The following is a 23,722-nucleotide window of genomic DNA, read 5'->3' on the forward strand; positions in this document are numbered from 1 at the left end:
ACGGTGCGCCCGAGCAAATTAAGTTTTCGGGGAAATTTTTTGCAACGGTGCCGTCACGGCGGGCGCCGGCGCTGGCGGCATCAGCTGCCGCAAGATCGCATCGGCAATGCCGAACGCGCGCTGGTTGGCCATCTGGTCGGCCACCATGTTGTCCGCCATGTCCAGCATGTCGCTGTTGATGGTGTCCTTGTAGATGCTGTCGTCACCCGCCAGCTCCTTGGTGGAGCTGCGCATCTGTTTCAGCATGTGGCCGATGAAGAAGCTTTCGAATTTCACGGCCGCTTCGCTGGCTTTTTTCTTGTACGCGGCGGCTGCCGGATCGGACTCGGCCGGCGCCACGGCCTGGGGCAGTGTAGAGCTGCCTTCGTTCAGGCCGAGGGCGCCGCCCGCCGGGCCCATGGCGCCGCTATTCATCGATGTCAGTCGGGGGTCCATCAGATCACCACCAGTTCGCCTTCGATCGCACCGGCCTGGTCGAGCGCCTGCAGGATCGCCATGATATCGTCCGGCGTCGCACCCAGGCTGTTGACCGTGTCGACGATGGTCTGCAGCTTGGCGCCCGGCGGCCACTGGAACATGGGGCGACCGCCCTGGTCGACGGACACGTTCGACTGCGGCGTGACGGCCGTCTGGCCACCGGCGAACGCGTTCGGCTGGCTGACCTTGGAACTTTCGGAAATCACCACCTTCAGCGAACCGTGCGTCACCGCGGCGGCTTTCACGCGCAGGCCGTCGGCGATGACGACGGTGCCGGTGCGGGAGTTGAACACCACCTTCGGGTTTTCCTGGCCGGCTTCGATCGCCAGCGCTTCGAGCTTGGCCATGAAGGCCACGCGCTGGGTCGGGTTTTCCGGCGCCACGACGGACACGCTGGTGGCATCCTCGGTGCTGGCGATGCCGCCGAACTTCTTGTTGATCGATTCGACGATGTTCGTCGCCGTCTCGAAACTGGGACGCTTCAGCGACAAACGCACGCTGCCGCTGGTCGCGAAATCGGTGGCGATCTCGCGTTCGATCATGGCGCCGTTCGGGATGCGGCCGGCGGTCGGCGTGTTGACGGTGACGGACGAGCCGCTCTTGCCGGCGGCGGACAGGCCACCCACCACCACATTGCCCTGGGCCAGCGCATAGACTTCGTTGTCGGCTGCCCGAAGGGGGGTCAGCAGCAGCGCGCCGCCGCGCAGCGATTTCGCATCGCCCAGCGACGAGACGGTAATGTCGATCGGCTGGCCGCGGCGGTAGCCGGGCGGGAAGACCGCCGACACCATCACGGCGGCCACGTTCTTGCTTTTCGCATCGGCGCCATCCGGCATCTTCACGCCGAACTGCTTGAGCATGTTGACGACCGACTGGCTGGCGAACTTCACCTGGGTCGAATCGCCGCTGCCGTTCAAGCCCACCACGAGGCCATAGCCGACGAGCGGGTTTTCCCGCACGCCCTCGATCGACACGAGGTTGCGCAGCGATTGGGCGGCCTGGGCGGGCAGCGTGGCGAAGGCGAGGGCGCCGACGGTCATCAGCGAAGCAAGAATTTTTTTCATCGGGGTCCTCAGAAAGGCATCAGGGGGCCGAGGAAGAAGCGCTGCAGCCAGCCCGGCTGGTTGGTATCGGCCAGCGTGCCCTGCGCCGAGTAGGCGATGCGCGCGTTGGCGATGCGCTGCGACGACACCTGGTTGTTGGCATCGATGTCGGCCGCGCGCAGGTAGCCGCGCAGGCGCAGGAATTCCTCGCCCTGGTTCAGGGTGACGCCTTTTTCGCCGGCCACTTTCAGCAGGCCGTTCGGCATCACTTCCTGGACGATGACGGTGATCGCGCCGGTCAGCGCGTTCTGCTGCGTGGCGGTGGCATCCCCCTGGAACGAGTGACCAGCGGACAGGTCGATGCCCGCTTTCGGGAACGTCTTGCCCAGCAGGGCAGGGGGCGTGACGGAAATGCCGGAATCCTTGCCCAGTTTCGTGCCGGCGCTCTTCGATGCCTGCGTGGTTTCCTGCAGGATCACGGTGACCACGTCGCCGACGCGGAAGGCGCGGCTGTCCGACGTCAGCGACAGGCCGGCATCGGCGGAAAACACGCCGCCAGCCGTGCCGCGCGGCGCGGCGGACCGGACCACCTGGGGCGGCTCGTCGAACGGACCGGGACGCACGGCGGGAGGGGCGAGGGAGGAAGCGCAACCGGCCAGCAGCATCGCGGCCATTGCGCACAGTTGCGCTTTGATCATCGGACTCGTTACCTTCGTGTGGGTGAAAGAAATCAGCGGGCGGCCTGGGCCAGGTACTGCAGCATGTTGTCCGCGGCGGACAGCACCTTCGTGTTCATCTCGTAGGTACGCTGGGCAGCGATCATGTCGACCATCTCTTCGACGACCTGCACGTTCGACGCTTCCAGCGCGCCCTGCTTGATCTTGCCGAACTGGGCATCGCCCGGGCGGCCTTCGGTCGCCGCGCCCGACGATGCGGTCTCGGAGAACAGGTTCTCGCCCAGTGCCTGCAGGCCGGCCGGGTTGATGAAGGTGGTCAGCGTGAGCTGGCCCAGTTCGGTGGGCTGGGTGTTGCCGGGGATCGTCGCCGTCACGGTGCCGTTCTCGCCGATGGTGATCGACGTGGCGTTGTTCGGCACGGTGATCTGCGGCACCAGCGGCAAGCCCTGTGCATTGATCAGCACGCCGTTCGCATCCAGGCCCAGCTGGCCGGCGCGGGTGAAGGCCGCCTCGCCGTTCGGGCGGCGCACCTGCAGGAAACCGTTGCCCATCACGGCCACGTCGTACTGGTTGCTCGTGATCTGGGTGCTGCCGGTGGTGAACACCTTCTGGGTGCCGACCATGTGGGTACCGTTACCCAGCTGCACGCCGGTCGGTGCCAGCGTGTTGTTGTCGGCGCGCTGTGCGCCCGGCTGGCCTTCGACCGAATAAAACAGGTCTTCGAAGACCACGCGGTCCTTCTTGAAGCCGACCGTGTTGGCATTCGCCAGGTTGTTGGCGATGGCTTGCAGCTTGGCATCCTGCGCTTGCACGCCGGTCTTGCTGATCCACATTGCTGGATTCATACGATGCTCCTGAGAGTGTTCTGTGTGCTGGGAAACTTTACCCGGTTACGGCAATCCGTACGGCAACTTTAGTGCCGCATGGAAAATTGCGTCGCACGGCAGGCGACAGATGTTGCGCGAGGGATACGCTGCGGCGGTGATTGGCCGCAGCGAGTTGCCGGCGAGTTGCCGGCATGTTGTCGGCTTGTTACCGGCTTGTTACCGGCAGGCAGCTGCTGAGCTGCCTGCTTGCGGTTACTGGCCGCTCACCAGCCGGTTGCCGGCCGTGGTCATGTCGTCCGCGGCCTTGAACAGCTTCATCTGCACCTCGAATGTGCGGTTCAGGCTCATGGTGGCGACCATTTCTTCGACGGCCGACACGTTCGAACCTTCCAGGTGGCCGGAGCGCACGGTGACGGTGTTATCGGTCATGAGCGGCTGGCCATCGCGCGCGACGATAAGGCCGGCCTCGTTCTTGGTCAGTTCGCTGCCTTCGGCGTTCACCAGTTTCAGCTTGTCGATGACCTGCATCTCGCCGCGGCCGCCCGGGCTCTGGATCGACACTGTGCCATCCTGGCCGATCTCGACCTTGCTATGGATCGGCAGCGTGATCGGACCGCCTTCACCGAGGATCGGCATGCCGTTGACGGTCATCGTGCCATCCTGGTCCAGCGTGATCGCGCCGGCGCGGGTGTAGGCTTCGCCGCTCGGGCCTTCGACAGCGAAGTAGCCGCTGCCGGAGATCGCCACGTCCATCTCGCGGCCGGTCGGGCGCAGCGTGCCCTGCTTGGTCGAGATCGCATTGGCCTGCATCGTGGCCAGGTGGCGGTCGTCGTAGCCGAAGCCGGGCGCCGCCTGGGCGGTGGCCAGTTCCAGGTTGGCCCGGAAGCCACCCGTGTCCATGTTGGCCAGGTTGTTGGCGTGTACCTGCTGGCCCCGAAGGGCCCGCTCGGCACCGCTCATCGCGGTATAGATCAGCGCATCCATGGTCGCTCAGCCTTACATTGCCTGCATCAGCGATTGCAGCATCTGGTTCTCGGTGGTGATCACCTTCGAGTTCGCCTGGTAATTGCGCTGCGAACCCATCAGGCCCACCAGTTCGGACGTGATGTCCACGTTCGAGCCTTCCAGCGTGGCGGTCGACAGGGCGCCGGCCGCGCTCGCGCCCGGATTGTCCAGGCTGACGGTGCCGACGTCGGCGCCGTTCGCGGTCCAGCTGGTGTCGTTCACGGGGATCAGCGCATCCTCGTTCGAGAACGTGGCCAGCTTGATCTGGCCGACGGCCTGCTGCTCGCCGTTCGAATACTTGGCGATGACCTTGCCGTCCGACGCCAGTTCCACGCCGACATACTGGCCGGTCGTGTAGCCGTCGGCGATGTTGACGGACGTGGTGGCTTCACCGGCCTGGAACGTGGTGCCGACGTAATCGAGCGTGATATCCAGCGGCGAGGCCGGGGCCGGGTTGAAGCCCAGCTTCAGCGTGGTCGGATCGTTCGTCATCTTGCCGTTCGCGTCGAACGTCAGCTTGACGCTGTCGCCCGCGGTCGGCACCTTGCCGTCGATCAGCGTGTGGACCGTCACGGAGTTTGCCGCGTCGTCGTCACGCACGAAGTACTGGCTCACCGTGTGGCTCTTGCCCAGGCTGTCGAACGCCAGCGTGACCTTGGTCATGTTGTAGCTGGCCGGATCCGGCGCCACGGTCGGGTCCGACGCATCGAACGCCACGGTCGGCTTCTTCCAGTCGGCCGACAGGTTGGCGGCGAAGTCGATCGCCTTGGTGGCTTTCGCCTCCAGCGTCTGGGTCGGCACCTTGATGTCGCCCGGCACGCCTTCCGATGCCACGCCCGGCGTCAGCTGGTTGCCCTGCACGCGGCGGCCGGCGCTGTCCACCAGGAAGTCCGAGCCATCCTTCGTGAAGATGCCGACACGGCTGTACACGGTCTCGCCCGACGTGGTCTTGCTGACGAAGAAGCCGCGGCCATTGATCGACGCGTCCAGCGAACGGCCGGTCGACAGCAGGCCGCCGGTCAGGCCGATGTTTTGCGTGGTCGAGCCGACCTGCACGCCGGTCGGCTGGCTGCCCGCGTACATCGACGCGAAGTTGGCGCGCTGGGCCTTGTAGCCGTAGGTGCTGGCGTTGGCGATGTTGTTGGAAATGCTGTTCAGTTGCTCGTTGACGGCCTGGATGCCGGACAGTGCGATATTGAAGCTCATGGCGGGTCCTTGTTACAGAGAGGTGATGGCGGCGCCGGCAGCGGCGACAGCGTTGGAGTTGGATTTACCGTTGAATGCGGTAATTGCGCTCGGTGCGACTTCGCCGACATTGGCGATGTTCAGCACAATGCTGCCGTTCGAGCCCAGGCGCACACTGTTCAGGCGGCCGGCGATATCGACCGGCGGGTTTTCGCCCGTAGAAGTGACGACCTGCATCTTGTAATTCCCCGCCGGCAAGCCCATCGCCGTCGGATCGATCGAGATCGGCGACGTGCCCGCGGTCAGCGGACCCAGCGCCAATTCATGCGCGACGCCATCGGTACCCGTGAGCACCAGCGTCGTCTTGCTGCTGTTCGAGCCCAGCGTGACGGCGCCGCCCACTTTCGCACCGTCCAGCTGCACGGCGGTGGCACTCGTCATCACTTCCGAACCGACCTGGGCGCCCAGGCCCAGCACCTGCATGCTTTGCAGCACGCTGGCATTGTTGCTGGTCTGCGAAGCCAGGCTCTGCAGTGCTTCCGTCTGCGACAGCTGGGTCAGCTGCTGCACGAATTGCGACGGGTCCGAAGGGGACAGCGGATCCTGGTTCTGGATCTGCGCCACCAGCAGCTTGGTGAACATCTCCTGGCTTTCGCTGGTGCCGCTCGTGCCATTGGCCTTGGGCGTGGTGCTGCCGGCCGTGGAGGCCGCCGCGCTGGCGGGATTCGTAAAAAGATTGGTTTCCATGATCAGCCTTCACCCAGTTTCAGCAAGGATTGCTGCATGCCACGGACGCGGCCCATGACTTCGACATTCGTTTCAAAGGCACGCGAGGCGGACATCATGTCCGTCATCTCGGCCACCTGGTTGACGTTCGGGTAGAACACATGGCCGTCGGCATTGGCCATGGGATTGTCCGGCTCGTACACCTTGCGTAGCGGCTCGGCGCTTTGCACCACGTCGAGCACCTGCACGCGGCTGCCGGCGGCGCCGTCCTCGTTCATCACGGCCGCGAACACGGGCTTGCGGGCGCGGTACGTATCGTTTTCGTTGCCGGAAACGGAATCGGCGTTGGCCAGGTTCGATGCCACCGTATTGAGGCGCACCGTCTGCGCCGCCATCGCGGAACCCGCGATCTGGGAAATGTCCTTGAAACTCATGAGTACTCCTGCTTGGCTGACTGAGCGGTTATCGACATGCCGCTGGCGTTCTGAATGACAAACTCACCATGACTGGTGGAAATTTTTTGCGGCGGTCGCGACGAACCGCCGGCACTGTCATTCCCGGCCGTATTTATTGACCATTGATGGCCTTGGCCAGCCCGCGCAGTTTCATGTTGATGAACGTGAGACTGGTCTGGAAGTCCGTCGCGTTCTGCGAGAAGGCCGCCTGCTCGACACCGATCTCGACGGTATTGCCGTCCGTACTCGGGTGGAAGGGCACGCGGTACAGCGGATCGCTGTCGCTGATCAGCGAAAGGCCGCCTTCGTCCTGCGAACGCAGCTGCGCCATCGATGCGGCGAAGTCGATATCCTTGGCCTGGAAGCCAGGTGTGTTTTCGTTGGCGATGTTCGATGCCAGAACGCGGGTCCGTTCCGCCCGCAGGTGAAGCGCGTCGGCGTGCACGCCGGTGGCTTCCTTGAAATTGATTCCCATTGATTCTCCCTGTGAGGCGAGCCGCCGTGCCACATGAGGCAGCCCATGTAAAATGACCGCGGTTGCATGAAACCTCGCCTGCGACCAGTCATTTGAATGAAGCTCGAATGAAGCTCGTACTGCACGTAAGCCCGTACTGCATGTTGAACCATAAGGTGTTGCCCATGCTCAACAAACGAATTGTACCCGGAATCTTCTTGCTGTTGCTCATCGGCACCATCAAGTTTTCGATGGCAGCGCCAGTGACGGCGGAGCAGCTTGCCGCGAAAGTGCAGCAGGCGGCACAGGAACAGTTGAAAAGACATGCCGGACTGGCAAACTGGATCGATCCGCAGTTCACCGTCGAGGTTGTCCGTAATGCACGGCCCATCGGTCCGTGTGCGCAGCCGCCCAGAGTGGAGCCGGCCGATGTGCGCATGCCGGCGCGCATGCGCTTCGTGGCAATCTGTCCAGATCAGGGCGGCTGGCGTTATGAATTCGTCACGCGCGCGAAGATTTCCGCCAAGGTGGCCGTTGCGGCAACTGACTTGTCGACTGGGAAAATCCTGTCTTCCGACGATGTGTTGCTGGAGCGCCACGACATCAGCGGCATGCCGGACAGTTTCTCGGATTTGACCGCCGTGCAGGACATGGCCACGCGCCGCACGATCCGCGCCGGCGACGTGTTGCGGCAGAACATGCTCGTCGCGCCCACGCTCGTCAAGCGGGGCGATGCCGTGCGCATCGTGGCGAAAAACGAGCAGATCGAGGTCAGCATGGCTGGCGAAGCGATCGATGGCGGCGGGCGCGGTGCGACGATCCGGGTGAAGAATGCCAGCGGGGTGACGATCCGTGCCCGCGTGACCGACATGGGCCAGGTCCAGCCGGCTGATTGATTTCGCAGTCGAAATATATATTTCCTTTGTAAAACAACGACTTGGAGCTGCGTCAAGGTCCGTGCCTGTTGGGGCGCTCTCCGTGGGCGTGCCTGCTAAGTTGAATGCGTATGCCGTCGTGATCGCAGCCGTGATTCCGGCATGCCAACTTACGGGGACGACCACCATGAAATCACTGATGAGTATGCTGCATCGTACGCAACCGCTGCGATGCCTCGCTGCCGCCGCCATGTGCGCCTTGGCCTTCAATGCCCACGCCGCCATTGGCGCCGCCAGCGCCGCCGACGTGACGCTGGCGGGCCAGCCTGCGGACGCGTTCGCCTATCAGGAAGGCTGGAACCCGCATGCGGGACCGCAGGGCGACACGAGCGGCTTCGGCAGCGCATTCGACGGCTTCGGCTCGGGCGACTACAGCCTGCTTGACAAATACGAGGCCGGCGGCAGTTTCACCAATGCGGGTCCGCTGACCTTCACCTTCACCGGCGACACCGGCACATCCGGCGAGTGGACCGTCACCAATACCAGCGCAACGCACAACATCACGCTCGACCTGATCTTTGCGATCCACGCCGGCAATCAGGGCGGGGCGTGGCTGTTCGACAATGAAACGATCAATGCAGGCCAGACGCTGGAAGGCACCTGGCAGATCATGTGGACCGTGGGCATGAACGGCGCGCATCCCGAATTCTCGAACCTGACACTGTTCGGGCAGGACATGGTGATGACCCCGGTGCCGGAACCGGGAACGTATGCGATGCTGCTGGCCGGACTGGGGGTGGCCGGGGTGGCAATGCGCCGGAAGCGCAAGGTTCACTGACCTGGTGATGGAGTGCCGCCGAAACCTGCTTCGGCGGTATTCGTTGGCGGCACTGCGGTCAACAGCTTTAATGGCTGACTTGACGAAAAGCAATGCCGAGCTTTTCCGCAAGTATGCCCAGCCGTCGGTCGTTGGTCCACAGGACTGTACCTGGCGTCATCAAGGTCGAGGCCAACAGCGCTATGTCGACCAAGCCACAACCCTGTCCATACAGTCCTGCGCGCTCGATGAGTTCCCGGACTTCTTCCAGTGTGGCCTGGCGAACGTACTGAAGCATTCCGATATCACGCAGCGTTTGAAGCCGAGGTGCTGGCGGCGTTCCACAGGCCAGTTCAGTAATCACCATTGGGTGAGTCAGCGCATTATCCTGCGCCAGCAAGCCAACCAGAATTTCGTTGCGATAGCGAAAATGATCGACCCATACCGATGTGTCGACAAGGACGCTGCTCATTCCGAGGAACTCGATCGCCGGGGTATCTCCGGCATGCCAGGCACTGAACCACCCAGCGCGGAAAGCCGCTTGGCTGCCTGTACTCGCACGAAGGTCTTGATGGCTTCTCGAAAGAGGTCAGCCTTGTCCATCTCCGGATCGGCCATTTCGAGAGCCTTTGCATAGAGCTCGTCGTCGATCGTCACGGTTGTTCGCATGAAGGCCTCCTGTGTCAGAAATGAACCCATTCTGCATCAATGCGGACATCACAACAAGCGAAGCAGTAAGCTGTATAGGCCGCATCGGACCCGACGGGATAGGTAGCAAGCCATCTGACCTCGGCGGTTTTCGCCAAATGCTATTGGTCTGCTCGAGATCCCATTGTTCGCGCGCTTTCGATATGCGTCAGTAACGTCGAAGCCTGGGGAGTCGTTGCTGTGAGGACGTAAAAAAAAGCGAGCAGGTCGCTCGCTTTTGATTTCTCAGGCATGCCTCAATACTCGGTACGGGCGACCCTTGCCGCCAGCTTCGACAGTTTCTGTACATAAGCCGGATCGGTGGCGTAGCCGCCACGCGCCAGGCCGCTGGCGAACGCATGGGCGTCGTTGCCCGTGTTGAGCGCCTTCTGGTAGCGCGGGTTCGAGGCCAGCAGGTTGGCATAGTCGTTGAAAGCGCTGGCCTGGTCGGGGTAGCTGCGGAATTTTTCGACCTTGCGCACCGCCGCGCCATGCTCGTATTCCGTGGTGACATTGGCCGCCACGTCGCCCTGCCACTGGCCACCGGCCTTGATGCCGAACAGGTTGTTGCTGTCGGCGGTGCCGTTGCGCAACGGTCGCTGGCCCCAGCCGGATTCGAGGGCCGCGTGGGCCGCCACGATGTCGGGCGACACGCCGAGCTTGGCCGCTGCCGCCTCGGCATGGGGGCGGATCGTTGCCAGGAAGCGTTGCTGGGCATCGCCACCGATGCCGTCGACGCCATCCACGGCCGAAGCCTCTGCACCGGCCTCGGTGCCGCCGATCGCCACGCCGGCCAGCCGGGCACGCAATGCGGCGCCATCCGCGGTCAGGGGCGTGTCCGGGCCGCTGAACGACTGGCCGCCGCCTTCAGCGATGAAGGAAGCCACGTCGGCCTGCACGGCCTGGAAGGCGCCGGAGAAGGCAACGCCGCCGCCGCCGGAAAACGCGGCGGGCAGGGTGGGGCGCGCCGACGTCATGTTGGACATGGTGGCCGCGGTGGCCTGGGTGGGCATCGTCGAGAACGTCATGTCAGGCCGGTTCGTAGGTCTGGTTTTCGCCGTGCAGCACGCGCTGCATGATCGTGAATTGTTCGGCAAGCAAGTCGCCATTGCGCCGGCCGGCTGTCTTCGCCGCCAGCACCATCCGTTCCAGCGCCTGCCAGTCGGCTTCCAGCCGGGCGCGCGGTTCCGGGCGCAGCAGTGCGAACACCTGCGCGATCGACGGGTTCGGGCCCGTCAGCCGCGCCGCGAGTTCCACGCGAAGGGCGCGCCGGGCTTCCAGCGTGTCGACCAGGTCGCCGATCTCGGCGGCGAGATGGCCCAGCTGTTCCTGATGATGCCGGATGGCCGCATCGAACTGGCGCTCCAGCAGGTCGAGCAGGACAGGATACGCCGCCATGTCGTCGGCCACGCCCTGCAGCAACTGCGTCATTGCCTCCTGGCGGCCGATCCCTTGCTTCTGCTTGCCCTTCACCGTTGCAACCACGTCACTGGCCCCCGTGGAAACGCTGGATCACGCCAGCCAGCTTGCTGGCATTGAACGGCAACTCGCCCTTGGCGAGCGCATCGCGCAACATCGCCACTTTCGCGTGGTCGAAGTCGGGCATCTCCTTCATCGCCTGCATGGCGGGCTGGAGTACGGAAGATTGCAGGGCCGAGCTTGCCGCCGGGGCGGCGGCCTTCGGTGCCTCTGCCTGGGCGGTTTCGGTGACGGTCTGCACCGGCATCACACCCGGGGTTCCACTGGAAATTCGCATACGTTGACCTCTTGGCTTGGTTTCAATCGCCATGTCCGTTACCCTCCAGCCGGCAGCATCTTGTCGCGCAGCTGCTTCAGTTCGCCCGCATCCGGCAGTTCCGTCTCGACACCGGGAGCGATGGCTTCCGTATTGCCCGGCATGCCGAACATGCCGGCAACGGCGTTGGCCTGGCTGCTCGTCAGGATCAGCAATTCGATCCGCCGGTTGATGCCGGCCGTGGCGTGCTTCGTGTCGAGCGGCGCGCGGTCGGCCATGCCGACCACCTGCAGTACGCTGTCGGACGGCATGCTGCCGGCAAGCAGCTGAGCCCGCGCGGACATGGCGCGGTTCGACGACAGGTTCCAGTTCGAGAACGCCGCATGGCTCGTATTTTCGTACTGCAACGAGTCCGTGTGACCGACGATCAGCATCTGGTTTTTCATGCGTGCAAACAAGGGTCCCATTTTACGCAAAAGCGACTGGAATTTCCCGGTTGGGATGGCGCTGCCGCGCACAAACATGCCTTGCTTGTCGGTATCATGCAACATGACACGAAGGCCATACGGCGTGATCACCGATTCCAGGTTGCTCTTCAGGCCAGCATCATGGCTCATCTGTTGCAGCGCCTTGGCCAGCATCGCCAGGTCGTCGCGCGTCTCGTAGGCCACCTTCGACGGCGCCTGTTGCGCGTTTTGCTGCGTGCTCTCGATTTCCTTGCCCTGCACGTCCGAATTGCCGGTGCGCGGCATCGGGAAGCGTTCGATCAGGCTGCCCCGCGGGCCGCCCACGGCTTCCGGCATCACGCCCTTGCCCTGGTCCGTCTTGTTGCCATCCGATTCCTGGAGGATCTGCTGCAGGCTCTCGGTATTGCGCGCGGCCATCAGCCACAACACCAGGAACAGGCACATCAGCGCCAGGCAGAAGTCCGCGAACGCCACTTTCCATGCCCCGCCGTGATCGTCGTGCGCGTGCTTGCCGCCGCTGCGCTTGACGATCGTGGTTTCATGGTGTTTCTCATGCGGCTTTAGCACGGCCACCTCCCTCGCCACTTTCCATCGCGTTGATCCAGCTTTCCAGCTGGGCAAAGCTTGGCTTCGTGTTCAGCTGCACCAGGCGGCGGCCGGCGTCGATCGCCAGCAGCGCCGGCTTGCCGGACACGTGCGTCACCAGCACCACCTTCACCGATTCCAGCGCGCCCGCTTCTTCGCCGACGAGCTGCTTGAGCATGTTGCAGATCGGGTCGATCAGGCCATAGCACAGGAAGATACCGATGAACGTACCGACCATTGCCGCGCCCACTTTCTCGGCGATCTCGCCGGACGAGGCGCCGCCGCCCACGGTACCCATCGTGATCACGATGCCCAGCACGGCCGCCAGAATGCCGAAGCCCGGCATGGCTTCGCCGATCTTGCCCAGCGACTTGGCCGGCTGCGTCAGTTCTTCGTGGATCAGTTCCAGTTCCTGCTCGAGCACGCCTTCGAGCTCGTGCGCGTTGATCTTGCCCATCGCCATCAGGCGGAAGTTGTCGACGATGAACGCCAGCAGCTTCGGCTCTTCCAGCACGGAGGGGTAGCGCTGGAAGATCGCGCTGTCCTTCGGTGCTTCCACGTGCGCGTCCAGTGCCTTCAGGCCACCCGCGGCCAGTTGCAGCAGCTCGTACATCAGCAGCAGCAGCTGGCGCTGGAATTCGGAATCGTACTTCTTGCGCACGATGATCTTTTTCAGCTGGTGCGACAGTTCGTGCAGGATGTGGCCCGGATTGCCCAGCACGAGCGCGCCCGCGCCGGCACCCGCGATCACGAGAATCTCGATCGGGTGCCAGATGGCGGCGAACGTGCCGCCCATCAGGATGTAGCCGCCGAAGACACTGCCGAAAATAATGAGAAGGCCGACAATTTGCTGCATGGTGAATTCCTTTTCTTGAGTGCCGGCGGGTCAACCCTGCAGCACGGCTTTCATCTTGGTCAGTGCAGCCTTGTTCAGCTGGCACACGCGCGCATCCGTCAGGTCGAGCACGGCGGCGATTTCCTTGTAGCTGAGCTCGAACTCGTAGTACATCTGCACCACACGCTGCTCGCGTTCGTTCAATCCGCTAAGGGCCTGTTCCAGGCTGCGCCGCACCATCAGCTGCTCTTCCGGGCTGGGCGAGCTGCCGGCGCTGCCGTCGGCGGCGCCTTCCTGCAGCAGGTCATCGAAGCTGGCCAGCGTTTCGGCACTTTCATCGAGCTGGTAAGCCATGTATTCGTCGGCCGTCACGCCCAGGCCGGCAATGGCTTCCTGCTCGGTCGGTTCGCGGCCCAGCTTTCGCGTGAGGGCACGCACGCCATCGCGCAGCTTGTGGCTTTGCTGGCGCACCGCGCGCGGCCGCCAGTCCTGCCGGCGCAGCTCGTCGAGGATCGCGCCGCGGATGCGCAGGCTGGCGAAGCTGCCGAAAGCGGCATCCGGCTCGCCGTAGCGCCGCAGCGCTTCGAGCAAGCCCATCAGGCCGATCTGTTCCATGTCGTCGCGGTCGATCGCGCCGCTCACCTGCGAGTTCAGCTGGCGCACGATCTTCTTCACCAGCGGCGCATACGACATCAGGTGCTTTTGCTCGGCCGCAGGCGACAGTGCCTGCGCGGCCGCGCGTACCTCATAGGTTTCGCCATAGCTTTCGCCGTAGCTTTCGGCATAGCCGCCGCCGTAATTCCCGGCGGAGGATTCGGTTGCTGCACATACCATAACCATATCGGCCCTTTATTCCACGATCAGCTTGCCGATCATGACTTCCTTGAACGGCTGTTCGCGCTCGTCTTTCTCGTACTCTTCCACGAACGCCTTGTTCAGCGCTTCCGCGTATTCGTCGATCGTCATTGCCTGTGCCTTGTCCATCGGCAGTGCCGACAGCGTGCGCACCGCAACGCTGCGCAGCAGAGGCAGCTGTTCCTTGGCTTCCTTTTCCGTCTTCACGGGTGCAGCCACGACAAGGTCGGCGGACAAGTAGTGCGGCACCGCCTCGTTCGGCGAACGGCGCAGCATCACGATGATCTTGTCGACCGTCAGGTATTTGACCGGTCCCGCCTCTTCCTCGTCTTCCTTCTTCTTTTTCTTGGGTTTCTTTTCCTCGTCGTGCTGGCCTTCGGCCGCGTCGGCCTTCGGTGCCAGGAACCACACGGCCGCGCCGGCGCCACCGCCGCAGACCAGTGCCACGCCGAGGATGATGATGATCAGCTTCTTGTTCATTTACCTGTTACTCCCGCTGCATCGCGAAGGTGGTGTTGGTTTCATTGCCCTCGTTCAGCGCGCGGCCGGGGCCGCGTTGTTCACGCTGTTGCTCTGCTTCCCGCTCGGGCTGGCGGCCGCGGCCTTCGCTGTCGGCCAGCGAGCGCGATGACGCTTGCGAAACCGTCACGGCCACATCGCCCTGCTGGCGTTGCGACAGATCCTGGCGCATCGAATCGCCAACGGCGTTCAGCTGGCGTACGACTTCGCTGTTGGTGGCCGACATGCTGACGTGCAGCGCACCGGCGGTCTGGCGAATCGAAATTTCGATGCTGCCCAAGTTGGGCGGCTCAAGGCGTATAACGGCTTGATCGTTCCCTTTCTGAAGGGTAACTTGTAAACGATCGCCGAGTGCCGCGCGCAGCGGCTGTTGCCACTGCTCCGGCGTACCGGCCAGCTTCACGGTATCGGCGGGTGCGGTGGCGCCGGCGAGCGGTGCCGAGGCGGCCATCACGCCGCGGAACGTTGCCTGTCCATCACTGGGCGCTTGCTGGCCGGGCTGGCCTTCCGCGCCGGACTGGGCGGTGCCATCCTGGGCGGCCTGCACGCCGGCATGGGTACCAGCGCTGGCGGCAGTGGCTGTCGCAACGGCCTGGCGCACATCGGCTGCGGCCTTCGGCGCAGCCGGCTCACCCGTGACGGGCAGGGCGCCTTGCAGCAGCCGTGCCGCCAGTGGCGTGGCGGCAACGGCCGTGGCCGCAGCCGCGCCGTTCGTGATCGCATCGGCGGCTGCCTGGCGCGCGCCGTTGGAGGCGGCCGCCAGCAGCGTGGTACCGCGCATCTGCGTGGCGTCGATAGTGGCATTCGCGGCCGCAGGCTGTGCGGCCTGGGGCAGCACGGCGAAATGCAGTACCGGCATCATGGCGGCCAGCGGTGCTTCCGTGGCCAGGTCCTCGGCGGCGAGCTCGGCATCGGTCTCCGGCTGGGCGGCCTGGGCGCCTGCCGGCTGGCCGGCGGCGTTCGCGGCCGGCGCTCCAAGGCCGGCGAAGTCGAGCAGTTGTGCGAACTGCATGGGCAGGCCCGTACCGCCAAGGGCGGCACCTTCGGTCATTGCGGACGTGCCGCCAATGTTGGCGCCTTCAGCAGCCAGTGCGGGCGCGCCGCCAACGGCGACGCCAGGCAGCGCGTTTTGCGCCGCAGCCGCGCCACCTGGCGCGGAAGGGGTAGTGATCATCATGCTCCGGTCCCGGAAAATTCATTGTCGAGGGCATAGGCAAGCCAGCCCTCCTTGTGGGTATTGATCTGTTGCAGGTGCTTGCCCAGTTTGCTGCTGGCGGTGCTCACTGCTTCGGTTGCGGCCTTGTGCTGCTGGCGCAGGGCGGCGAGGGCGGCCCGTTCTGCCGGTGTCCACTTGCCCTGGCCGGCAAGGGCCGGCAGGGTGGACGCCATCTGCGTGTTCAGCACCGCCAGCGCCTTCCAGTCCGCCGCGGCCGCCGCGGCCGCGACCTGCTGCGCCAGGCGCAGCAGTTCTTGTTCCCTAGCCATGCTTGGCCTGCACGCCGAGCCATCCCTGCCTGATGGTCGTCAGCAGGCCGACCACCTCGTCGACGATGGCCGGATCGAGGTCGATGCCGGCACGGTACAGTCGCGCCGCGCAGTAGTCGTACAGGCGGCCCAGGTTGGCGACCACTTCGCCGCCGTTGTCGAAATCCAGCGAGCTGGACAGGCCGTTGATGATTTGCGTGCACTTGTCCAGGCTGGTTGCCTTCTGCTCGTAGCGCCGCCCGGCGATATGGCCGCGGGCGCGGGCAAGCTCTTCGAGCAGGCCGTCGGTCAGCACCAGTACCAGCTCGATCGGCGAGGCACGCGCTGTCTGCGCATCCAGATTGGTGGAGTGGTATTCGCCATAGGCGTCGAGATTCATCATGTTGTGGTCACCATTGAATTTTTGACGCGCTGTCAATCGTCCTTCGAGAACATGGCGTCGAACATAGAGGTAGTGCTATCCATCTGCGCCTGCAGCGTCTGCAGCGTCGTGAACTGGTTCAGATAGCGGACGTAAGCCGTTTCATACTGCTTGTCGAGGGTAGCCTGGCGCTCGAGCAGCGAGTCCTGCAATTGCGCATTGACATCGCGACGTTTCGAGATCTGGCCGGCGGTCGTGTCGGTCCAGCCGCCCAGCAGCTTGTCCAGGTCGCCCAGCACGCCGCTTGGCGAGTTCAGGGTGTTGTTGCCCATGAGCGTGTCGAGCGCGCCCGGGTTCGCCGCCAGCGTCTTGGTCAAGCGGCCCGCATCCAGCGACAGCGTGCCGTCGCGATTGCCCGTGATGCCGAAATTGGCGAGCGACATGCCGCCGGATGCCTGGCGCAGCACGGCCTGCATGCGGGTACGCAGCGCCTGGATGCCGGCGTCGGCGTGGAAGACGCCGGCCGACGTGCCGTCGCTCACGCTGCCCGCGTCAGTCAGCGTTTTCAGTGTGCCGATGAGCTTGTTCCAGCCGTCGACGAATCCCTGCAGGTTGGCCGTGGTGGCGCTCGTGTCGGTGCCGACCGTCAGGGTGACGGGGTTTTCGCCCACGGACTGCGCCTTGGTGAAGGTCATCGACACGCCGTCGATCACGTTGTACGTGTTCGACGCCTGCTGGATCTTGGTGCCGGTGGCCTTGTCGCCCAGGTAGACGATGGCATCCTTGGCCACCACAAGGTCCTTGCGGTTGCCGGGCGTGGCCAGCGAGGTTTGCAGCGCGCCCGGGGGCAGCCCGCTGCCGTCGAGCGATACCGTGTTGGCGGCACCCGTTTCCGACGATGCCAGCACGAGCTGCTGCACGCCGCCGATCGTCATCGTCGATGCCGTCACTTTCGACGTGTTGCCGGCGGCGGAATTGATGGCCGTGGCCAGTTCCTTGATCGACAGCACGCCATCGCCGCTCGAATCGGCCTGGGTCAGGTCGACCGCGAAGGTCGTCAGGCCCACGTTGACGTTGATCGTGCCCGTTTCGCTCATGGGCGTCGTGTCGGAGATATTGCTGTACTGCGCCTGGTTGGCGGTGGCCAGTTGCTCGACATAGAACGAATAATTACCCGCGGTCGCCGACATGCCGGCCGTGGCCGTACCGACCGTCGAGCTGAACGTGGCCGACGTGGCCACCACGGTCTTTTTCGACGACATCGACGACATCGTGTTCTCAAACGTCGACATGGCCGACCGCAGCGACGCCAGGCCCTTGTCGGTGGCCGTTGCGACGTCGTTCTGGGTTGTCAGGATGGACTGGCGTGCCTGGATGGAGATCGTGGCCAGCTGCGTGGCGGTGCTTTTCGGATCGTAGGTGGGTGCGGTCGTTGCCATTTTGGTGCTCCGAGGAAATATATTAAGAGTGTACCTTGGGGAAGGGCGACAAAAGGCCGTTCCCGATGAAATTTATTTCCGTACGGATCTATTTGCGATTATTTTTGGGAACGAAGCCACACTTGCGTTGCCAGGTCATCATGCACTTTACGTTCCTGCACTGCGCCCTTGCTGGCCAGCGCCTTCTCGTTCTTCTCCAGCACCTGGCCCAGGACTTCGCATTTCACGTAAGCCTGGTTCAGCGCGCGCTGCGAGACGGCCATGTCGGCCTCATGCATGGTGAGGTCGAGCCGGTGGCTGTCCGCCATGGCCAGCACGGCCTGCTTGTAGTTGCCGCAGTTGGCGGCCAGCGCGAGCGGCAGGCTGCCGGAGGCACCGCTGGCGACGGCGAGGCTGTGCAGGCGCTCGAGGTTTTTCTTGTAGCGCTCCGCGGTGGCGGTCTTCTCGGCCTGCGCGGCCTGCAGCTTTTCCAGCTGGGTATTGCGCAGCGCAACCAGCGAAGTGAGGTTCTGGATCAGCAGACGGTCGGTCATTTCATCAGCCTTTCAAGTCCTTCGACGCAACCGGTGTAGGGTGCGTCTTCCTTGGTGCCCTGGCACAGGAAGTGTTCGATATGCGGGTTCAGCTGCACGGCGCGGTCGGTGACGGGGTCGGCGCCCGGCACATAGGCGCCCAGCGGGATCAGGTCGCGCACGCGGTCATGCTTGGCCATGGCCGCCTTCAGCGCGCGTGCCGCCAGCATGTGCTCCTGGCTGATGATGCCGTTCATGCAACGGCTAATCGACTGACCCACGTCGATCGCCGGGTAGTGGCCGCGTTCGGCCAGCGCACGCGTCAGCACGATGTGGCCATCCAGGATCGCGCGCGCCGTGTCGACGATCGGGTCCTGCTGGTCATCGCCCTCGGCCAGTACCGTGTAGATGGCGCTCATCGAACCATTCTCGTGTTCGCCATTGCCGGCCGATTCCACCAGCTGCGGCAGGTTCGAGAATACCGAGGGCGGATAACCCTTGGTGGCCGGCGGTTCACCCAGCGCGAGGGCCACTTCGCGCAGCGCCATCGCATAGCGGGTCAGCGAATCGACCAGCAGCAGCACGTTCTTGCCCTGGTCGCGGTAATGCGCCGCGATCGTATGGCACAGCTCGGTCGCCATCACGCGCATCATCGGCGATTCGTCCGCCGGCGCGATCACCAGCACGGCTTTCTTCAAGCCTTCGGCGCCCAGCGACAGGTCGATGAACTCGCGCACTTCACGCGAACGTTCGCCGATCAGGCCGACCACCACCACGTCGGCCACGGTCTGGCGCGTCATGATGCCCAGCAGCACGGATTTACCGACGCCGGAACCGGCCATCAGCCCCACGCGCTGGCCCTTGCCCAGCGTGAGCATGGAATTGATCGCGCGCACGCCTACGTCCAGCGGTTCGTGCACGGGTTTCTTGCGCAGCGGGTTGACGCGCGGCGGATGCATGTCGAGCTCGTGCTCGCCCGTCAGCCTGCCCTTGCCGTCGATCGGCTCGCCCAGGCCATTGACCATGCGGCCCAGCCAGCTGTTGCCGATCTTCAGCGTGGCCTTTTCCTGCTGGGGCAGCACGCGGGCGCCCGTCTGCAGGCCGATGGCCTTCTTGAAAGGCATCAGGTACGACACCTTGTCGCGAAAGCCGACCACCTGGGCATCGAGCCACTGGCCGTCGACGGTTTCAATGCGGGCGCGCTGGCCCGTGTGCAACGGGCAGCCGACCGCTTCGAGCAGCAGGCCGGAGGCACCGACCAGCCGGCCCGTGGGCGTGGCCATCGGTACGGCATCCAGTTCCAGCTTGCGCAGCGCGTCTGCAATCATTCTTCGGTCTCGTCTTCATCGCCGCTGTCGGCGGCCTGCAACTGTTTGTCCACCTGGTCCATCACGGCGGCCAGGCGCTGCGTACAACCGGCATCCACTTCGTTGTCGCCGGCGCGGATGCGGCATTCGCCCGCATCGAGGCTGGCATCGGCAATCAGGTTCCAGCGCTTGGCGCGCTTCGGATCCAGTTCCGACACCCGCTTCATTTCTTCGGGGTTCAGGTACACATCGATGTCGTCGCGCGTGGCCGGCATCGACGCCAGCGTTTCATCGACCAGCGCCATGATCTGCACCGGCTGCAGCGCCAGCTCGGCGCGGATCACCGACCGGGCCACCTTGGCCACCAGGTCCACCACTTCCTTGCGCTGCGCAGCGCGGTAGTCGCTGCGCAGTTTCTTCAGGCTTTTCAGCATCGCGTCGACGGGGCGGGCAAGCTCGTCGAGCGCCACCGCGGTCTCGGCGCGGCCTTCGTCGCGCCCCTGGGCGATGCCCTGCACGCGGCCGGCTTCGAAGCCTTCTTCCTGGCCGCGCTGCAGGCCGATCTCGTAGCCGTCGCGCTGGCCCTGCTCGAATCCCTCGCTGATCGATGCCTGCCAGGCGGCGGCATCGGGCGTTGCCGAGCCGTCACCGCGCGCCGCGGGCGGCGTGTGGTGCGACAGGGGCGGGAACCGGTAAGGGCGGAATTGCTTCATTCGACCACCGTTTCCGCGAACAGCTGCACCTCCACTTCGCCGGCATCGGCCAGGGCCTTGACGGTGGCCATGATTTCCGAGCGGGCCGCCTCGATGCGCGACATCGGCACGGGGCCGGCGCGGCGCATCATGTCCTCGAATGCCTGCGCCTGGCGCTTCGGCATCGTCTTCAGCACGGCGTTAAGGATCGACGGCTCGGCGCCTTTCAGCGCGATCGACCATTGCTCCAGCGGCACTTCCTCGATCAGGCGCGACAGCACGGCTTCGGTCTGCGTGGCCAGGATCAGGAAGTCGTACATCGACAGTTCGATCTGTTCCACGATCGACGGGTCATGCGCACGCAGCAGTTCCACGACCTGGGCACGGTTGCCCGGCAGGCGGTTGAGGATCTCGGCAACCTGCTTGACACCTTCGATGCTCGTGCTCTGCATGTCGAACGACCCCAGGCAGCGGTCCACCAGCTCGTCGAGCTCGGCCAGCAGGTCGCGGTCGATCTCGTCCAGGCGGGCCAGCGACAGCAGCACCAGGTCGCGGCCTTCCATCGGCAGGCCGTCGACGATCTGGCCAGCCAGCGCCGGCGGCAGGAAGGACAGGAACACGGCCTGGATACGTACGTGCTCGTTGGCGATGTAATCGGCCAGCCATTTCGGCGACGCCCACTGCAGGCGGGCCATCTTCGGGCGCAGTTCATCGCCGTAGATGTTGTTGAGCACGGTGTTGGCGATGTCGCCGCCCAGCGCCAGGTCCAGCGAGCGCTTCAGGTACTGGCGCGACGCGCCGTGCACGCCGGACTGCTGGCGGTAGTCGTCGAAGAAGGTCTGGATCGCGCCTTTCACGGCTTCGACCTTGATGCCGCTCATCCGGGACATGACTTGCGTGACTTCCAGCAGTTCCTCGCGGGACAGGCAACGCAGCACGGCCGCCGCCTGTTCCTCGCCGATCGACAGCAGCACGATGGCGGCCTGTTCGACGGGGGAGAGGGTCGCACCTTCGATCGGTGCCAGATCGTTCAGATTCGCGTTCATGTTATTGAGCTCGGCCATTTTTCTGCATCCACTGTTTGACGACTTCCGCAACACGCTCCGGCTCTTTCTCGGCCAGAACCTTCAGGTGATCGACCATCACATCGACCGGCGAACCGGCGGGCGGCAGATCATAGTTTTCCAGCAGCGGCTGGACGGCGATGCCACCAGCCTGGGCTACGGGAATCACCGCGCCGCCTGCCACGTCGGCGCTGGTACCAGCCAGTGCGGCCGGGGTACCGGCTGCCGGCAGTGCCTCCACGGTGCCCGGCAGGGCGGCGGCGTCGTTACGGCGGTCGCTGCCGCTGCGGGTGCCGATGACGGCCGGCACCGGTGCTGCCGGGGCCAGGCTGTTCGTCAGCAGCTTCAGCAGCGGACGCAGGATCAGGAAATAACCCAGCAGTGCGGCCAGCGCGTAGCTGATCCAGCCGCCGATGTCGACGATGTTGTCGCGCTCTTCCCACCACTGCACCGGTGCTGCCTTGGCCGGGAAGCGCATGGCGGACACCACCAGCGAATCGCCGCGTTCCTCGTTGATGCCCAGGCCGTTGCGCAGCACCTTGTCGATGTTGGCCAGTTCGGCAGCGCTCCAGCCCGCTTTCGGGTCGGCGGCGGCGGACTGGGCCAGCACGATCGCCACATTCTGGCGCTCCAGGCGGCCACGGGCACGCTTCGTTTGAACGATACTGCGATCGTAAGCATACTGGCGCGTGGTTGCATTCTTGCGTGCCGTGCCGTCCGGCATCTGGCCCGGTACGGCGGCGGGGGCGGCACCTTCCGCACCCGGTGCGGCTTCCGCGGCTTCGGCCGGCGGGCGGTTCGACAGCGTGCCCGGCACACCCATCGCCATGCGGTTGCGGTCCTGCTCTTCGCGCATTGCTTCGCTGGTGACTTTCGGTGCTTCGCCAAACTTCTCGACGGTTTCCTCGACCTTGTCGTTGTCGACCGAGGCGGTGACGCTGACCTTGAAGTTGTCGTCGCCAACGATCGGACCCAGCAGGCCGCGGATGTTGTTCTTGATGCCGTCCTGGATGTGCTTCTGGCCTTCGTTGCCGGCGGCATTCGCGTCGAAGCCATCGGTCAGGTCGACACGCGAGCTCAGCAGGTTACCGGCCTGGTCCACCAGGCTGACGCGGGTCGGGTCCAGGCTGGCGACCGAGCCGGATACCATGTTGACGACGGCGGCGATGTGTTCCGGCGTCAGGGTGCGGCCCGGCTTCAGGCCGATCACGACGGCGGCGGACGACTTTTCACCATCCGACGACACGAACGACGTCGACTTGGCGATCGACAGGTGCACCCGTGCCGACGCGATCGCGTCCAGCGTCATGATGCTCTGCGACAGTTCGCCTTCCAGGCCGCGGCGGAAACGCACGTCCTGCACGAACTGCGACACGCCCAGCGGATCGTTCTTGTCCATCAGTTCAAGGCCGGCCGGCAGCTGCGCGGTGACGCCTTTTGACGCCAGCAGCATGCGCACCTTGCCCAGTTCCGATTCCGGTACCAGCACCTGGCCGCTGTCGGGGTGGACGCGGTACGGGATCTGTTCGGCATCGAGCACGGTCATCATGTCGGCCGCGACGACTTTTTCGCGGGCGCCGAACACGGCCTTGTAGCCGGACTGGTCCTTCCACAGGAACATCAGCACGATGGCGGTCACGCCGACAGCCAGCATCAGCATCGGGTACAGGTTCTTGACGAGGGCCGGGGGCATGGCAGCGGCGCCATTGCCACGCAGGCGCCCAAAAGCGGACTTGAGGGTGTTGATCACGTCGGGACTTTCGCGGTGAAGGGTGGTGCGGAGAAAAGTGCTGCCGGAAACGGCGGACTACAGCGTGCCAATCAGAGTGGCAGCTTGATGAGCTCGTCGACAGCGCCCATCACTTTGTTGCGAACCTGCATCAGCATCGAGAACGAGAGGCTGGCTTCCTGGCTGGCCATCATGGCACCCACCAGGTCGTCGCTGCGGCCGGCGTCGACATCGGCCATTTTTTCACCCGCAGCCTTGTCGGCCGCGTTCACGCTGGAGACAGCGCTCATCATTGCCTGGGCGAACGAGCCACCGGCTTGCCCGGCGTCGTGGCCGGATTGTGCGCCGAACTGCATGGCGGGTGCGATCGCGCCCGCTTGTCCGGCGAGGTCGGAGGCGGCGTTCGTGAGTGCCGCGAGGTCCGCCTTGATCATGCCGCCGATATCATTTGCCATAAGCCATCTCCATTGAATACAACGTTGAACTTCGTCCAGCTACCGGTTGCAAGCTTGTCACCGCATTACTTCGGATCAATTAAACTTGCTGCCGACTTGCTTGTAGGTATCGGTCGCCAGCGCCGCAACTTGATACTCACAAAGAAAAACTTCCGATTTTTCGTGCACCGCATTCGCGGTTGAAAAAGCATGGCCGTATTAATTGGGTCACTCGGTCGTTATTGGCCAGGTACGATTGGTTGCGCTGCGTTGTTTCTCAGGTAAGAAACTTGAAATCGTGGCAAAACTCTTTAAAAATCATGCACTAAGCGCCAATCCAAAGAATGCTGGTTAATTGCTGAGTAGCAGCATTCATTGACGCCCGACAGATAGAAGCTTACCGCGTGGCAACAACACTGTAAAGAGGCGATTTCAATCGTGCGCGGTATTGTTGCATGGCAATACGCAAGGAATT

At 64.2% G+C, this 23,722-nt stretch carries 30 protein-coding genes; 2 read left to right on the top strand and 28 right to left on the bottom strand.

Features of this window, described 5'->3' with window-relative positions:
• Window positions 1-18: 18 nt before the first annotated feature.
• The 9 genes from EWM63_RS23780 to flgB form a co-directional block, all read right to left on the bottom strand.
• Window positions 19-435, bottom strand: coding sequence for a rod-binding protein (locus tag EWM63_RS23780; protein WP_229487477.1), 417 nt, complete (start codon window positions 433-435; stop codon window positions 19-21).
• A complete protein-coding gene (locus EWM63_RS23785) occupies window positions 435-1,541 on the bottom strand; it encodes a flagellar basal body P-ring protein FlgI (protein WP_130188741.1) in 1,107 nt (368 codons plus the stop codon). The genes EWM63_RS23780 and EWM63_RS23785 overlap by 1 nt, the downstream gene beginning before the upstream one ends.
• A gap of 8 nt (window positions 1,542-1,549) precedes the next feature.
• On the bottom strand, window positions 1,550-2,218 hold the full coding sequence (gene flgH / locus EWM63_RS23790) for a flagellar basal body L-ring protein FlgH (RefSeq protein ID WP_130188742.1): 669 nt from the start codon (window positions 2,216-2,218) through the stop codon (window positions 1,550-1,552).
• 32 nt (window positions 2,219-2,250) lie between these two features.
• Window positions 2,251-3,042, bottom strand: coding sequence for a flagellar basal-body rod protein FlgG (gene flgG / locus EWM63_RS23795; RefSeq protein WP_207221139.1), 792 nt, complete (start codon window positions 3,040-3,042; stop codon window positions 2,251-2,253).
• A 234-nt stretch (window positions 3,043-3,276) separates the two neighbouring features.
• Window positions 3,277-4,008: a flagellar basal body rod protein FlgF gene (locus EWM63_RS23800; protein ID WP_130188743.1), complete on the bottom strand. Its 732-nt coding sequence runs from the start codon at window positions 4,006-4,008 to the stop codon at window positions 3,277-3,279.
• A 12-nt stretch (window positions 4,009-4,020) separates the two neighbouring features.
• Window positions 4,021-5,235 carry a flagellar hook protein FlgE gene (locus EWM63_RS23805; RefSeq protein ID WP_130188744.1) on the bottom strand — a complete coding sequence of 405 codons (1,215 nt, stop codon included), beginning with the start codon at window positions 5,233-5,235 and terminating at the stop codon, window positions 4,021-4,023.
• Window positions 5,236-5,247: 12 nt separating this feature from the next.
• Window positions 5,248-5,961: a flagellar hook capping FlgD N-terminal domain-containing protein gene (locus EWM63_RS23810; protein ID WP_130188745.1), complete on the bottom strand. Its 714-nt coding sequence runs from the start codon at window positions 5,959-5,961 to the stop codon at window positions 5,248-5,250.
• A 2-nt stretch (window positions 5,962-5,963) separates the two neighbouring features.
• The gene (flgC, locus tag EWM63_RS23815) at window positions 5,964-6,374 is read right to left on the bottom strand and encodes a flagellar basal body rod protein FlgC (protein ID WP_130188746.1); all 411 of its coding nucleotides are present in this window, start codon (window positions 6,372-6,374) and stop codon (window positions 5,964-5,966) included.
• 133 nt (window positions 6,375-6,507) lie between these two features.
• Window positions 6,508-6,870: a flagellar basal body rod protein FlgB gene (gene flgB / locus EWM63_RS23820; RefSeq protein WP_130188747.1), complete on the bottom strand. Its 363-nt coding sequence runs from the start codon at window positions 6,868-6,870 to the stop codon at window positions 6,508-6,510.
• A 107-nt stretch (window positions 6,871-6,977) separates the two neighbouring features.
• On the opposite strand from flgB, the gene flgA reads away from it, so the two are divergent.
• Both flgA and EWM63_RS23830 read left to right on the top strand, forming a co-directional pair.
• Window positions 6,978-7,745 carry a flagellar basal body P-ring formation chaperone FlgA gene (flgA, locus tag EWM63_RS23825; protein WP_229487478.1) on the top strand — a complete coding sequence of 256 codons (768 nt, stop codon included), beginning with the start codon at window positions 6,978-6,980 and terminating at the stop codon, window positions 7,743-7,745.
• A 178-nt stretch (window positions 7,746-7,923) separates the two neighbouring features.
• Entirely contained in the window at window positions 7,924-8,562 is a 639-nt protein-coding gene (locus EWM63_RS23830; RefSeq protein ID WP_207221140.1) for a PEPxxWA-CTERM sorting domain-containing protein, read from the top strand.
• Window positions 8,563-8,629: 67 nt separating this feature from the next.
• On the opposite strand, the gene EWM63_RS23835 is transcribed toward EWM63_RS23830, so the two are convergent.
• From EWM63_RS23835 to fliE, 19 genes are all read right to left on the bottom strand, one after another.
• Window positions 8,630-9,013 carry a type II toxin-antitoxin system VapC family toxin gene (locus tag EWM63_RS23835; RefSeq protein WP_130188748.1) on the bottom strand — a complete coding sequence of 128 codons (384 nt, stop codon included), beginning with the start codon at window positions 9,011-9,013 and terminating at the stop codon, window positions 8,630-8,632.
• Window positions 9,010-9,210 carry a type II toxin-antitoxin system VapB family antitoxin gene (locus EWM63_RS23840; RefSeq protein WP_130188749.1) on the bottom strand — a complete coding sequence of 67 codons (201 nt, stop codon included), beginning with the start codon at window positions 9,208-9,210 and terminating at the stop codon, window positions 9,010-9,012. Before EWM63_RS23840 ends, EWM63_RS23835 begins: the two co-directional genes overlap by 4 nt.
• Window positions 9,211-9,485: 275 nt before the next feature.
• Window positions 9,486-10,256 carry a glycoside hydrolase family 73 protein gene (locus EWM63_RS23845; protein WP_229487479.1) on the bottom strand — a complete coding sequence of 257 codons (771 nt, stop codon included), beginning with the start codon at window positions 10,254-10,256 and terminating at the stop codon, window positions 9,486-9,488.
• Window position 10,257: 1 nt separating this feature from the next.
• The gene (gene flgN / locus EWM63_RS23850; protein ID WP_130190583.1) at window positions 10,258-10,659 is read right to left on the bottom strand and encodes a flagellar export chaperone FlgN; all 402 of its coding nucleotides are present in this window, start codon (window positions 10,657-10,659) and stop codon (window positions 10,258-10,260) included.
• Between the two features lie 55 nt (window positions 10,660-10,714).
• Complete coding sequence (gene flgM / locus EWM63_RS23855) at window positions 10,715-11,017, bottom strand: flagellar biosynthesis anti-sigma factor FlgM (RefSeq protein WP_130188750.1); 303 nt, start codon at window positions 11,015-11,017, stop codon at window positions 10,715-10,717.
• Between the two features lie 5 nt (window positions 11,018-11,022).
• Window positions 11,023-11,997: a flagellar motor protein MotB gene (locus EWM63_RS23860; protein WP_130188751.1), complete on the bottom strand. Its 975-nt coding sequence runs from the start codon at window positions 11,995-11,997 to the stop codon at window positions 11,023-11,025.
• Entirely contained in the window at window positions 11,981-12,871 is an 891-nt protein-coding gene (motA, locus tag EWM63_RS23865; protein ID WP_130188752.1) for a flagellar motor stator protein MotA, read from the bottom strand. The genes EWM63_RS23860 and motA overlap by 17 nt, the downstream gene beginning before the upstream one ends.
• A gap of 30 nt (window positions 12,872-12,901) precedes the next feature.
• On the bottom strand, window positions 12,902-13,684 hold the full coding sequence (locus EWM63_RS23870) for a FliA/WhiG family RNA polymerase sigma factor (RefSeq protein ID WP_130188753.1): 783 nt from the start codon (window positions 13,682-13,684) through the stop codon (window positions 12,902-12,904).
• A 15-nt stretch (window positions 13,685-13,699) separates the two neighbouring features.
• The gene (locus EWM63_RS23875) at window positions 13,700-14,185 is read right to left on the bottom strand and encodes a flagellar basal body-associated FliL family protein (RefSeq protein WP_130188754.1); all 486 of its coding nucleotides are present in this window, start codon (window positions 14,183-14,185) and stop codon (window positions 13,700-13,702) included.
• 7 nt (window positions 14,186-14,192) lie between these two features.
• A complete protein-coding gene (locus EWM63_RS23880) occupies window positions 14,193-15,401 on the bottom strand; it encodes a flagellar hook-length control protein FliK (RefSeq protein ID WP_130188755.1) in 1,209 nt (402 codons plus the stop codon).
• Complete coding sequence (locus tag EWM63_RS23885) at window positions 15,398-15,709, bottom strand: hypothetical protein (protein ID WP_130188756.1); 312 nt, start codon at window positions 15,707-15,709, stop codon at window positions 15,398-15,400. The genes EWM63_RS23880 and EWM63_RS23885 overlap by 4 nt, the downstream gene beginning before the upstream one ends.
• Window positions 15,702-16,091 carry a flagellar export chaperone FliS gene (fliS, locus tag EWM63_RS23890; RefSeq protein ID WP_130188757.1) on the bottom strand — a complete coding sequence of 130 codons (390 nt, stop codon included), beginning with the start codon at window positions 16,089-16,091 and terminating at the stop codon, window positions 15,702-15,704. Before fliS ends, EWM63_RS23885 begins: the two co-directional genes overlap by 8 nt.
• Before the next feature lie 32 nt (window positions 16,092-16,123).
• Complete coding sequence (fliD, locus tag EWM63_RS23895; RefSeq protein ID WP_130188758.1) at window positions 16,124-17,509, bottom strand: flagellar filament capping protein FliD; 1,386 nt, start codon at window positions 17,507-17,509, stop codon at window positions 16,124-16,126.
• A gap of 98 nt (window positions 17,510-17,607) precedes the next feature.
• Window positions 17,608-18,042 (bottom strand): flagellar FliJ family protein, encoded by a 435-nt coding sequence (locus EWM63_RS23900; protein ID WP_130188759.1) that lies wholly within the window; start codon window positions 18,040-18,042, stop codon window positions 17,608-17,610.
• Window positions 18,039-19,349 (bottom strand): flagellar protein export ATPase FliI, encoded by a 1,311-nt coding sequence (fliI, locus tag EWM63_RS23905; RefSeq protein ID WP_130188760.1) that lies wholly within the window; start codon window positions 19,347-19,349, stop codon window positions 18,039-18,041. Before fliI ends, EWM63_RS23900 begins: the two co-directional genes overlap by 4 nt.
• On the bottom strand, window positions 19,346-20,041 hold the full coding sequence (fliH, locus tag EWM63_RS23910; protein WP_130188761.1) for a flagellar assembly protein FliH: 696 nt from the start codon (window positions 20,039-20,041) through the stop codon (window positions 19,346-19,348). The genes fliI and fliH overlap by 4 nt, the downstream gene beginning before the upstream one ends.
• Window positions 20,038-21,066, bottom strand: coding sequence for a flagellar motor switch protein FliG (locus tag EWM63_RS23915; protein WP_229487481.1), 1,029 nt, complete (start codon window positions 21,064-21,066; stop codon window positions 20,038-20,040). The genes fliH and EWM63_RS23915 overlap by 4 nt, the downstream gene beginning before the upstream one ends.
• Window position 21,067: 1 nt before the next feature.
• Window positions 21,068-22,834 carry a flagellar basal-body MS-ring/collar protein FliF gene (gene fliF, locus EWM63_RS23920; RefSeq protein ID WP_130188763.1) on the bottom strand — a complete coding sequence of 589 codons (1,767 nt, stop codon included), beginning with the start codon at window positions 22,832-22,834 and terminating at the stop codon, window positions 21,068-21,070.
• Window positions 22,835-22,905: 71 nt separating this feature from the next.
• The gene (gene fliE / locus EWM63_RS23925; protein WP_130188764.1) at window positions 22,906-23,268 is read right to left on the bottom strand and encodes a flagellar hook-basal body complex protein FliE; all 363 of its coding nucleotides are present in this window, start codon (window positions 23,266-23,268) and stop codon (window positions 22,906-22,908) included.
• Between the last annotated feature and the right edge of the window lie 454 nt (window positions 23,269-23,722).

Origin of the sequence: Pseudoduganella lutea (assembly GCF_004209755.1) — a bacterium.
Classification (GTDB): Bacteria; Pseudomonadota; Gammaproteobacteria; order Burkholderiales; family Burkholderiaceae_D; genus Rugamonas; species Rugamonas lutea.